Consider the following 12,410-nt stretch of genomic DNA (forward strand, 5'->3'; position numbering starts at 1 on the left):
CACCTTTAATAACGTTTTTCACTTTTTCCTGCCATACATCAAAACCCTCTTAAACGAATAAATAGCAGGAAGTTTCCGAAAACTCTTTGTGATTCTTTGTTTAAATTCTGTGGTAAAAACTTTCTGTTGCTCATCATCCAGTTTTTCCAGATACGGAATCAAAGCCGATCCCGAAATAAAATTGAATAAAGTCTCGTGATCTTCGGCAATAATCGGATAAACTTTCTGTGATAAATTCAGATCTTCAATACCATTATCAAATAAAATCTGTGCGTATTCATCAATTGTGAGCACTGCAGAAGGGCGGTTCCAGTTATTTAATTGTGTTTTGAAAGGTTCTTCACCCGCCATCTCAAACAAAATCTGATTCAAAATATTTCCGGATTGGTAAGGCATTTGGATCGCAAGTTGTCCGTTATGGTTCAATTTTGAAATCAGTTTTGGAAATAACTTGTTATGATTATCAGACCATTGCAATGCTGCATTACTGAAAATAAGATCCCAGTTTTCATTACTTTCCAAAATTTCTTCTGTTGTCGCTTGCCTGAAATGAAGATGTTCATTTTCAAGGCTTTTTGATTTTTCAAGCATTTCGAAAGAAGAATCAATGCCGATAAACGTGGCTTCAGAAAATTTTTCTGCCAGAATTGCAGTTTGTTCGCCCGTTCCGCAGCCTAAATCGATGGCTTTCATTTCTTTTTCATCAGCAATTAGGTCTGCAAGATCAAAGAAAGGTTTAAAACGGATATTTTTAAATTGATTGTAAACTTCGGGATTCCAGGGCATAATTTGTAGATTTAATATTAATTCAATTTACTGTTTTTAAACTTAAAATAATAAATCAACGTATTAAAAAAGACTTAAAATATTAATACTTCAATTAATAATATTTAGGAATAGCCAGTCCGTTTGTCATCCCGAAGGGATCTAGGTACGAATCTTTCCATGCTATTTACTATGTTTGAATCCTTTCAGGATGACAAACTTTATGTAAAACTACTGGCATTGGAGAATGAAAAGTCCTTGCGAAGGAAGAATATTCACAATAGATAAATAAAATCTTAGCGGTTATTGCGTTAAAATGTAATTCAAATCAAATAAAAATCAAAGAATCTGCAAGCTTTCCTTAATACTGTTCATCACAAAAATGCTTTTGGTCTGTCCGATTCCTTCAATTTCGGATAATTTATTCACAAAAAATTCATGAAATTCATCCATATTCGGGGCGAGAATTTTTAGCATAAAATCAAAATCTCCGCTGATGTTATAAAACTCCACAACCTCTTTCAGTTTTCCAACTTCTTCAATGAACTGTCCTGCCATTTTTTTATTATGAACATTCAGCGCGATCATACAGATCACCATCATGCCTTTATTCACTTTTTTGCGGTCAACCACTGTTGTGTATTCTTTGATAATTCCTGTTTTTTCCATTCTTTTGATACGTTCATGAGTTGGAGTAGGGCTAAGATTAATTCTTGTCGCAATGTCTCGAACACTTAATTTTGCGTCTTTTTGTAAAATTCTTAGAATGGAAAGATCTTTTTCGTCGGGGATATAATTTTCCGTTGCCATTTGTTCTGTTTTTTAAGGTTAATTTTTAAATAAAAGAGTATTTGTTCTTTTTATATTGTATTAATTTAAAATATGTTCCAAATTTAAATGATAATTTTTACATACGTTCTATTAATTTTAATTTTGCAGTATAATTGAACTATATGGAAAGAAAGAATTTAATATTAATTTTAGCATCGGTGGGAACGTTTGTGGAGGCTTTGGATATTGCCATTATTAATCTTACGATTCCTTCTATTCAGGAGCAGTTCGGCATCGGAGCAGAAACCGTTCAGTGGCTGCAGACTTTATATGTGTTGTTTTTTGGAGGTTTTCTGATCATTGGCGGAAAGCTTTCAGATCAGATCGGAAGTAAGAAAATATTCCTTTTGGGATCATTGATCTTTATGTTGACTTCTTTAGGTGCGGGTTTGTCTACAAACTTTGAAACATTAGCTGTTTTCCGTGCTTTACAAGGTCTTGGAGCGGCTTTTATTATGCCTTCCGCGATGTCGATCGTTACTAATACTTTCAAGGGAGATCAGGAAAGAAACCGTGCGATCGGGATTTTCAGTTCGTTTGCGGCAATCGGTTCAGGAAGCGGGCTTTCATTGGGGGGAATTATCAGCACGTATCTAAGTTGGCATTGGGTTTTTCTTATTAATGTTCCGGTTCTTTTAATCACATTAATTTTTGCCTATCAATATCTTCCAAAAGATGGAAGAGGGAAATCTCAGAAAACGGATGTTACATCGGGAATTTTATTAGTTTTGGGATTATTAAGCTTAACCTACGGAACCCATGAATTGATCCACATTAAAGAGCAGACTTTCGAGATTGTAAGCGCTCTTATTTTGGCTGTTTTATTGCTGGCTTTGGTATTTTATCGCTTAAAAACGGTTTCACAACCCTTGATTAACCTGATATTATTTAAGCATAAATCCTTAATGATTTCCAATCTTGCATTCGTTGCATTGGGAGCGTTTTTTATAGGATTTTTATTCTTAATTTCTTTAATGCTTCAGAAAGATATGAATTATAATGCGGCTTCTGCGGGATTAATGCTGGTTCCGTTCAGTGTAATGTCTGCATTGGTAGCAAAGTTTGTTTTACCACATATTTCAAAAAGATTGAATTCTGCTCAAATGGGAATTTTCGGATGGAGTTTTATGTTAATGGGAGCTTTATTTTTATTGATTTCCGTTTATTTTGGTCATCCGTTGACGTTGGTTTTAATCGGTGCAGCCTGTATTTCGGGAGTGGGAATGACGTTTTGTTTTACAGCCTTATCCGTTTTGGGAATTCAGGATGTACAGCCTTCAAGTTATGGCGTGGCGTCAAGTTTAGGTTCTACAAGTTACTTTTTAGGAGCAGGAATCGGATTGTCTTTTATGACTTTAATGAGTCAGATTTTTCCTTCCAAAATGGCAGTTGGAAATTTAAGTTTAATCATACTGATAGGATACGCAGTTTTTGCTTTGGGAATGCTGTCTTTTTTCATCATTAAAAATCTTAAAATAAAACAGGTTGAAATTGCTGTTTCTTAATAGATATTCTTTCAAACTAAATTATATGAAAAGAATCGATAGCTAATTGTCGGTTCTTTTTTATTTTAGCAAAATGAAAATACAAATCATCAGCGACCTGCATCAGGAATTTGGAGTTACCGATTTATCTTTTGATAATGCGGATCTCGTTATTCTGGCAGGAGATGTGAATTTGGGAACAAAGGGAATTGAATGGATTAAAACTAAAATTCCTGATAAACCTGTAATTTATGTTCTTGGAAATCATGAATATTACAAAGGTTCTTATCCGAAAACTTTAAACAAAATAAAAGAAGCTGCACAAAACTCCAATGTTTTTGTACTGGAAGATTCTTTTGTAGATATTGATGGAATTCGTTTTCACGGAGCAACGTTATGGACCGATTTTTCAATTTTCGGAGATCCGAGATATTATGGAATGACCTGTCAATCTGTGATGAATGATTATAAAAAAATTACCCGTGATCCTTCTTATTCAAAATTAAGGACAATTGATACATTTAAAATTCATCAGTTCTCAAAAGCATGGTTGCAGGAAAGTTTAGAGAATTCTAAAGGGTCGAAAAATATTGTTGTTACACATCATGCACCAAGTATTTTATCTGTTCCGGGAAAATATAAAGACGATCCTGTCACTTCAGCATATGCTTCCAATCTTGAAGATTTTATCTTGGAACATCAACCTTTATATTGGATTCATGGGCATATTCATACGCCTTTAAGATATAAAATAGGGGAGACGGAGGTTATTTGTAATCCTCATGGATATATTGATGAAAAATATAATGGATATAAAAAAGAGCTGATTGTGGAGGTTTAAATTTTTATGGTTGATATTAAAGTAAAATGAAACTTGCTGCGTCTTCTATTTTACAACAAGTTTTAATCTAATATCATTATGAAAAATATAAATATACACAATGGTATCATACTCATTCCGGATTTTAACGGATTTACAGAATTTGTCTTTAATACTAAACTTTATACAGGACAATATATTGTAACACAACTACTTTCTACTCTTATCGAAGCAAACCGCGACTATTTTGAAATATCCGAAATTGAAGGTGATGCCATTTTATTTTACCGATATGATGCTAATCCTTCCTATCAGAAAATTTCTAAACTTCTTCGTAATATGCAAAACGCTTTTAATGAAAAAGTAAAAGAACTGAGTGATATTTTAAATACTTCCATAGATTTATCTTTAAAATTTATTGTTACTTACGGTAAGTTTTCGCAATATAAAATCGGAAACTTTAGAAAATTGTACGGAACAACAGTAGTTGAAGCCCATCAATTGCTTAAAAATGATTTTGCTGAACAGCCTTCTTATGCTTTATTCAGCAATTCCTTTCTTGATAACACAAATGATTTTGAAAATGATTTGAATGGTCAGTTATATCTTCCTGATGTGGGTGTTATTCAGTATTTTGAGAAATTAAAAGAACATGTTTGATGAAAAATAAAATATTTTCCTGACCTCAATAAAAGTGTTTTTAAATTAAATCTTTATCTTTGATAGTATCATTTGATAGTATCATATTTTGAAACCGCCTTATATAATTACAGATAAAGTTTTAGAATTGGTTGCTTCTATTTCCGAAAAAATAGGGGAAATTAATGCGAATCATCTTTATAAACCTACCACAGAACTGCGGAAGAAAAATCGTATTAAAACTATTCAGTCTTCATTAGAGATTGAAGGAAATACACTTACAGAAGAACAGATAACTGCTTTACTGGAAAATAAAAGAATTACTGCTCCTGCAAAAGATATTCTTGAAGTGCAGAATGCTATTGAAGTCTATAATGATTTGAAGCGTTTTAATCCGAATAAAATTAAAGATCTGGAAGTTGCTCATTCCATTTTAATAAAAGGTTTAATTGAAAATGCAGGTAAGTTCAGAACAACTAATGTGGGAATTGTTAAAGGTTCCAAGGTTGAACATCTTGCTCCGGGTGGAACAATGGTAAAAGGATTAATGAATGATCTTTTTAACTATTTAAAAAATGATAAGGAACTAATTTTAATTAAAAGCTGTGTCTTTCACTATGAGTTTGAATTTATACATCCTTTCGTAGATGGAAATGGTAGAATGGGAAGGCTGTGGCAGACATTGATTCTCATGCAGCAATATCCTGTTTTTGAGTATTTACCAGTAGAAAGTCTCATTAAAGAAAATCAAAAAGAATATTACAACAAACTTTCTGAATCTGATAAAATAGGGCAGTCGACTCCTTTTATTGAATTTATGCTCGCAATACTATTAAAGTCTTTGAAACAGGTTCTGCAATCTCAAAATACTAATCTGAGCGCAAATGACAGAATATTTTTATTCAAAGAGAAGATTGGAGAAAAAAAATTCAGCAGAAAAGATTATTTGCAGAATTTTAAAAATATTTCAGCGCCAACAGCGAGCAGAGATTTGAAATGGGCTGTTGAAGAAAATATTTTGATAAAGTCTGGTGAACAGAGATTGACGGAATATCAGTTTAGAGAATAGTAAAATAAAAAATGCCCGAATCAAATTCGGGCATTCTCGCTTTAGAAATATAAATAAGTAAAATTACTTTAAAGTAAACTTCACCTTAGTTTTAATAGCATCAGAAGAATTTCCGATTTGTGCTTCAAAATCTCCCGGTTCAGCGACCCATTCGTGTTTTTGAGCGTCGAAGAAACTTAAAGCAGTTTTATCGATAGTAAAAGTCACTTCTTTTTCTTCTCCGGGATTTAAAAATACTTTTTCAAAACCTTTCAATTCTTTGGTTGGTCTTTCAACAGATGATTTTAAATCGGAAATGTATAATTGTGCAACTTCAGCTCCTGCTTTTTTCCCTGTATTTTTAACAGAAACGGTGAACGTAATGGTGTCGTCCTGAGAAATTGTTGTTTTATCGGCTTTAGCTTTCCCGAATTCAAAAGTGGTATAACTCAGACCATGACCAAAACTGAATAATGTTTTAATTTTTTTCGTGTCATACCAACGGTAGCCTACAAAAATTCCTTCGTTATACGTAATGTTGATCGGGTTTTTCTGGTCTTTTCCTTTTCCTGCAGCCAGTTCATCTTTTTGTCCGGGATATTCTCCCAATTTGTGTGCAGAATTATCTTCCAGCTTCACGGGGAAAGAGAACGGCAATTTTCCTGATGGATTCGCATCACCTGCTAAAACAGAAGCGAGAGAATTTCCGGCCTCGGAACCCAAATACCAGGATTGTAAAACCGTCGGAACTTCTTTGATCCAAGGCATTGCAACCGCATTTCCTGAAACCAGAACGACTGCAAGATTTTTATTCGCTTTTGCCAATGCAGCAATCAGATTATCCTGATTGTAAGGCAATCCGTAGCTTTTTCTGTCATTTCCTTCACTGTCCTGGAAATCAGCTTTATTTAAACCACCGACGAAAATCACGTAATCAGATTTTTTTGCTAATTCAACAGCTTCATTTAATAATTCGGCTTCAGAACGGGTATCTTTTAGGTCTTGTCCGGATTTTACCCCGTTATATTCACCACCGATATCTCCCACATAACCTCTTGCGTATTGTACATCAGACTGTTTCCCGAATCTTGTTTTAATTCCGTCTAAAGGAAGCGTTTCATATTTCACTTTTAATGAAGAAGAACCACCGCCGACAGTCATGATTTTGATAGCATTTTCACCGATAACGGCAATTTTTTTAGCTTTATTAATATCAATCGGAAGTACATTTCCCTGATTTTTCAGCAAAACAATTCCTTCTTCACCGATTTCTTTGGCAACAGCTTTATGCTCTTCGGAAGCGATGTTTCCGAAAGGCTTGTTTCTGTTCATCGTTGTTTTATAAGCAAGGTTTAAAAGTCTTGAAACTTTGTCGTCAAGCTCTTTTGTTCCCACTTTTCCTGATTTAATCAAATCTAAATAAGGTTTTGCTAAATAATAATTGTCATAAGCATTTTTTGTGCCTGCTGAAAGTCCGTTTGTCCAGCTTCCGAATTCAAGATCCAGCCCGTTGTGGATGGCTTGGTCGGTATTGTTTACAGCACCCCAGTCGGAAACAACCACACCTTTGTATTTCCATTCACCTTTCAGAATATCATTCAAAAGGTATTGGTTCTGGCTTGAATATTGACCTTTGTACATATCATAAGCTCCCATAATCGTCCATGAATCTCCTTCTGTCACTGCCGCTTTGAAGGCTGGAAGATAAATTTCATACAAGGTTCTGTCATCAACTTTTACATTGCTTGTATTACGGAACATTTCCTGATTATTTAAAGCGAAATGCTTTACAGAAGTTGCTACACCATTTGATTGTACACCTTTGATGTAAGGAACGACCATTTTTGATGTCAAATAAGGATCTTCACCCATATATTCGAAATTTCTTCCGTTCAATGGAGTTCTGTAAATATTCACTCCGGGTCCTAGAAGAATATCTTTTTTTCTGTAACGGGCTTCTTCTCCAAGTGCTTTACCGTAATTCCATGACATTTTTTTGTTCCATGTTGCGGAAAGAGCCGTCAATGCAGGATAAGCAATAATGGAGTCGTTCGTCCAGCCAGCTTGGTTCCATTCGTCCCACATTACTTCAGGGCGAACTCCGTGAGGACCGTCTGTGGTCCAGAATTCAGGAATTCCCAATCTTGGAACACCCGGAGAACTGAATTTAGACTGTGCATGAAGCATTGCCACTTTTTCCTCCAGAGTCATTCTGGAAAGTGCATCCTGAACTCGTTGCTCGACGGGTTTTGTATCGTCTAAATAAACGGGTAGAGTAGTATTTTGAGCCATATAAGAAACAGAAATAAGAGTGAATAAACTTACAATGGCAGTTTTCTTTAACATAAAAGCCTTTTTATTGATTGGTAACAAAAATAGCAAAAATAATTATTATCTCAAATTGAGAAAATGATTATTTTAAATAATTGGTTATTAATGACCAGATGTTATTTAGAAAAATGTAAGTTTAAGAAAAAAATCTATAAATTGGAATAAAAACAAAAGACATTATTTCAAATAATAATGAAACAATGTCTAAATATATAATAATAGAATCTTTTTAAATGTCAATAATGAGTTGTGAACAGTCAGTTTTCATCATGATGAAAAAATTCAAAATTTTTAAAATTTAGTTCCAGCCTTTGATGGCGCCACCTTTGAAAATCTCTTCCGCTTTTTTCAAAACCTCTTCAGATTCATAGGCTTTCACAAAGTTTTTCACTTTTTCGTCATTTTTATTATCTTCTCTTGAAACCACAACATTTACATAAGGTGAATCTTTATCTTCTTTAAATATTCCCTGTTTGTCGGCATCCAATCCGGCTTGTGCTGCAAAATTATTGTTAATAATGGCGATTACCACTTCCTTATCATCCAATACTCTTGGCAATTGCGGCGCTTCAATTTCCAGGATTTTTAATTGTTTAGGATTGCCGACAATGTCAGTCACTTTTGGTAATAATCCGATGCCGTCTTTTAATTGTAATAAACCGTTTTTCTGTAAAAGAAGTAAGGAACGTCCACCGTTTGTCGGATCATTTGGAATTACAATTGTGCTTCCGTTTTGAAGTTCTTTAATGTTTTTGATTTTTTTTGAATAGGCAACAATCGGGTAGACAAAAGTATTTCCGACAACCGCCAGTTTGTAGCCTCTTTGTTTTGACTGTTCGTTTAAATACGGAACGTGCTGGAAAGCATTGGCATCTATATCTCCATTATTCAAAGCTTCATTGGGAACTACATAATCATTGAAAGAAACCAGCTCAACATCCAGATTGTACTTATCTTTCGCCACTTTTTTAGCAGTTTCTGCAATTTCCTGTTCAGGTCCGGAAGTGATTCCGACTTTAATGTAATTCGGGTTTTCTTTTTTTGACGAATTACAAGCCGTGAACACCAGCAAACCTGCCGTTAATAAACCTAAAATCTTTATTTTTTTCATTGTAAATTATTTTTTTTTTTAAAAGGCGAAAAAGCAAAAAGGTTAAATTTTAAAATTCTTTAAATAAATAAAATATGGCTTTACCCCTTTTTGCTAATTTTTTTCGCCAATCGATGGCTGAATTTTCAAAACCATCATACTACTTCACATTCACATTATATTTTTAAAGCACTCTCACACTAAAATTCCACAACCCTCCAACTCTCAAACCCTCAACATAAAACTCAACGATGATCAAATCTTTTCGCTAATCTGTCACCCGAAAACTGAATGATAAAAACTATTGCAACCAATAATCCCAACACCAGATTCATAATCACCGCATCGTAACCGATATAGCCGTATTGATACCCGATTTGTCCCAATCCACCGGCTCCTACAGCACCTCCCATCGCAGAATATCCGACCAAAGTAATTAGAGTAATTGTTGCATTATTGATTAAAGAAGGAAGCGCTTCCGGCAACAGAACTTTTCGGATAATCTGAAACGGACTCGCTCCCAAAGCTCTTGCAGTTTCAATCAATCCGTAAGGAACTTCCAATAAACTGTTCTCCACTAATCTTGCAATAAATGGCGCTGCGCCAATGCTTAACGGAACTAAAGCGGCGTTCATTCCAATGGATGTTCCGACCAGGCTTCTGGTAAAAGGGATCATCCAGACAATCAAAATAATGAAAGGAATGGAACGGAAAATATTAACCAAAACAGATAAAATCCTGTTATAAATTACATTTTCCAAAAGCTGTCCTTTTCTTGTAAAAAACAATAAAATCCCGACAGGTAAACCTAAAACAAATCCAAAAAATCCTGACACAAAGGTCATATAAACTGTCTCCCAAACTCCCTTCGACAAAAGAGAAATCACCGTATCACTAAGCATATCCTCTTACCGTATTTTGAATTTTATTCTGGTTGAAATAATAGATAGCTTGCTGGTTTTCTTCTTCTTCACCCTGAAGCTGCAACAAAAGTTTTCCAAAGTTGGAATCTCCCAAATATTCTACATCGGCTTTCAACAGTTTGTAAGGAATTTTATATTTATCATACACTATTGAAAGTAATTCTTCAACAGAGATCTGTTCATTAAGTTCAACTTCAACCAGTGGAAATAATCCGTTTTGTGGTTCTTTTTGTAGTTTTTTATTCAGTTCTTGTGGTATAGTCATAACACCAGATTTTAAAAATTGTTTGATAATAGGATTCTCTTTATCGGAGACAATTTCGCTTAAAGTTCCTTTAATTAATAGTTTTCCTTTGTCGATCACTGCAACGTGATTACAGACTGTTTTGATAACTTCCATTTCGTGGGTAATCAACAAAATTGTAATTCCTAACCTTTGATTAATATCTCTCAATAAGTGTAAAATCGATTGAGTAGTTGCAGGATCGAGCGCACTTGTCGCTTCATCACAAAGCAGGAGATAAGGATCATTAGCCAAGGCTCTTGCAATCGCAACTCTTTGTTTTTGTCCACCGGAAAGGCTTTTAGGGTAATCATTTGCCTTATCTTCCAGACCGACGATTTTCAAAAGGTCATTGACTTTTTTATTGATTTCGGTTTTGCTGACATTATCCAACTCTAATGGAAGCGCAATATTTTCAAAAACTGTCCTTGAAGAAAGCAGATTAAAATGTTGGAAAATCATTCCGATTTTTTTTCTTTCGCTGGCTAATTGTCTGGAATTTAATTTTGTAAAATCTTTTCCATTAATAATAATTTCACCGGTATCGGGTTTTTCAAGAAGATTCACCGTTCGGATTAAGGTACTTTTTCCGGCTCCTGAAAATCCGATGATTCCGACAATATCACCTTGTTCAATAGTCAGGCTTACATCGTCCAGTGCTTTGAAAAACTGTTTCTTCTGATGAAAAGTTTTTGAAATATTCTTTATCTCTATCATTTTCTTTAAAATTTATATTGGCTGATAAGGTCTTGCATTTCTGTTGACATGTCTTATCACTCTTCTGATTTTTACTTTCGACCGTTTTGAAAGTTTAAAATATTTGGTAACATTGGTTAAAAGTACTCCGGCAAGTATGATGATCAATCCGTAAAATTGATTGGTATTAATGGTCTGATCGGCAACGATCCAGCCCGCAATCACTGTAATAATAGGGTTGATGTAAGTGTGAGTACTTACTAAAGCTGCAGGTTTTACAGACAAAAGCCATATGTACGAGAGATAGGCGATAATTGATCCGAAAAAAATAAGGAAAAACAAGCCAAACCAAGCTGTTAGCGGTACTTTTATAATTGAAAATCCTGTCCATTCATTTCTGAAAAAGGCAATAATAAACGATGCAATACCTGCAGTAATAAGTTGTTGAGCAATATTCATGAAAGTTGAATGACCTGCCGGATTTTTTTTAGAATATAAAGAACCCAAAACCCACGCAACGGAACTTAATGCCAAAACGATAAATGCCGTTATTCTGATTGATGTATTCGCTGTCTCTGTATGTGAATTAGATGAACTTACACTTCCGTTTAGAAATAAAATAAGCCCTACAAACCCGATAATTAACCCTAAAGGAATGAATTTATCCGAGAAATAATAATTCCAGTTTTTCTTATCAATCGCGATGAACCAAAATGGTCCGGTTGCAATAGCGATGGCTGCTTCAGATGCGGTTACATATTGCTCACCCCAAGCTACAAGTCCGGTCCCACCTGTAAGGATTAGCATTCCTGTTATAGCGTTTTTTCTCCAGTTGATGACAGAATTTGCTTTTTCACCCTTTACGAGTAAATATCCCATTATCAATATTCCTGCGCCTAAAAATCTGAACCCCGATAGAATAAAAGGCGGAAACCCGTTTAATCCGAAGGAAATTGCGAGGAAAGTAATTCCCCATATTACATAAATATTGGTAAAGGCTATGGGGATAAGCCATTTGTTTTTATTAGTATTCATGATATTTTTAATGTTGTTTTTTGTAAATAAAAAAGGCTCTACAACGTGGTAAAGCCTTTAAAAATATGTCATATAAAAGTAAGGTTAACCACAACAGGAATGAAGCATAGGCATGCAGCAATACATCATCATAAAATTAATGTTGTGTTTTCTTACTGAGCTTTTTTTGAATTCTGCTTTCATTTTATTTTTATATCCTGATTACGTTTGCAAATATAAAACATAATTTTTTATTAGTCCACTAAAAAAGTAGACTTTTTGAAAAATAATTTTAAAAATATATTTAATTATTTGATTTTTAATTATTTAAATTAGTGTAAGAATGATTGATTAAGTAATTGTAGGGTTGGTTGTCATTCTGACGAAGGGAAAATCTATTTATTCATTAAACTTCCATCATTTCTCTTTAAATTTCTTTTGAAGCTGTTCCCGCTTTCCGCACTCGCTATTTTTTGTTTTCGGCAG

General features: G+C 34.2%; 11 protein-coding genes. 4 read left to right on the forward strand and 7 right to left on the reverse strand.

The genetic code is table 11. The annotated features are described in order from the left end of the window. Positions 1-18: 18 nt before the first annotated feature. Together ABD745_RS04960 and ABD745_RS04965 are read right to left on the reverse strand one after the other, a co-directional pair. Complete coding sequence (locus ABD745_RS04960) at positions 19-786, reverse strand: methyltransferase domain-containing protein (RefSeq protein ID WP_344826135.1); 768 nt, start codon at positions 784-786, stop codon at positions 19-21. A 318-nt stretch (positions 787-1,104) separates the two neighbouring features. Next, the gene (locus ABD745_RS04965; protein ID WP_344826138.1) at positions 1,105-1,575 is read right to left on the reverse strand and encodes an Lrp/AsnC family transcriptional regulator; all 471 of its coding nucleotides are present in this window, start codon (positions 1,573-1,575) and stop codon (positions 1,105-1,107) included. A gap of 143 nt (positions 1,576-1,718) precedes the next feature. Here ABD745_RS04965 and ABD745_RS04970 point away from each other — a divergent pair, with 143 nt between their 5' ends. The 4 genes from ABD745_RS04970 (at position 1,719) to ABD745_RS04985 (ending at position 5,608) form a co-directional block, all read left to right on the forward strand. Continuing rightward, positions 1,719-3,101 carry an MFS transporter gene (locus ABD745_RS04970; protein ID WP_344826141.1) on the forward strand — a complete coding sequence of 461 codons (1,383 nt, stop codon included), beginning with the start codon at positions 1,719-1,721 and terminating at the stop codon, positions 3,099-3,101. A 73-nt stretch (positions 3,102-3,174) separates the two neighbouring features. Next, positions 3,175-3,921 (forward strand): metallophosphoesterase, encoded by a 747-nt coding sequence (locus tag ABD745_RS04975; protein ID WP_344826144.1) that lies wholly within the window; start codon positions 3,175-3,177, stop codon positions 3,919-3,921. Positions 3,922-3,999: 78 nt separating this feature from the next. Next, positions 4,000-4,560: a DUF2652 domain-containing protein gene (locus ABD745_RS04980; RefSeq protein WP_344826146.1), complete on the forward strand. Its 561-nt coding sequence runs from the start codon at positions 4,000-4,002 to the stop codon at positions 4,558-4,560. A gap of 88 nt (positions 4,561-4,648) precedes the next feature. Next, a complete protein-coding gene (locus ABD745_RS04985) occupies positions 4,649-5,608 on the forward strand; it encodes a Fic family protein (RefSeq protein ID WP_344826149.1) in 960 nt (319 codons plus the stop codon). 63 nt (positions 5,609-5,671) lie between these two features. On the opposite strand, the gene ABD745_RS04990 is transcribed toward ABD745_RS04985, so the two are convergent. From ABD745_RS04990 to ABD745_RS05010, 5 genes are all read right to left on the reverse strand, one after another. Continuing rightward, on the reverse strand, positions 5,672-7,933 hold the full coding sequence (locus ABD745_RS04990; RefSeq protein ID WP_344826152.1) for a glycoside hydrolase family 3 C-terminal domain-containing protein: 2,262 nt from the start codon (positions 7,931-7,933) through the stop codon (positions 5,672-5,674). Positions 7,934-8,216: 283 nt separating this feature from the next. After that, positions 8,217-9,029 carry a methionine ABC transporter substrate-binding lipoprotein MetQ gene (metQ, locus tag ABD745_RS04995; RefSeq protein ID WP_344826155.1) on the reverse strand — a complete coding sequence of 271 codons (813 nt, stop codon included), beginning with the start codon at positions 9,027-9,029 and terminating at the stop codon, positions 8,217-8,219. Between the two features lie 224 nt (positions 9,030-9,253). Beyond that, complete coding sequence (gene metI / locus ABD745_RS05000) at positions 9,254-9,910, reverse strand: methionine ABC transporter permease MetI (RefSeq protein ID WP_344826158.1); 657 nt, start codon at positions 9,908-9,910, stop codon at positions 9,254-9,256. After that, positions 9,903-10,931, reverse strand: coding sequence for a methionine ABC transporter ATP-binding protein (locus tag ABD745_RS05005; protein WP_344826160.1), 1,029 nt, complete (start codon positions 10,929-10,931; stop codon positions 9,903-9,905). The genes metI and ABD745_RS05005 overlap by 8 nt, the downstream gene beginning before the upstream one ends. Positions 10,932-10,943: 12 nt before the next feature. After that, complete coding sequence (locus ABD745_RS05010) at positions 10,944-11,945, reverse strand: EamA family transporter (RefSeq protein ID WP_344826163.1); 1,002 nt, start codon at positions 11,943-11,945, stop codon at positions 10,944-10,946. Between the last annotated feature and the right edge of the window lie 465 nt (positions 11,946-12,410).

The organism is Chryseobacterium ginsenosidimutans, from assembly GCF_039536845.1.
Classification (GTDB): Bacteria; Bacteroidota; Bacteroidia; order Flavobacteriales; family Weeksellaceae; genus Chryseobacterium; species Chryseobacterium ginsenosidimutans_B.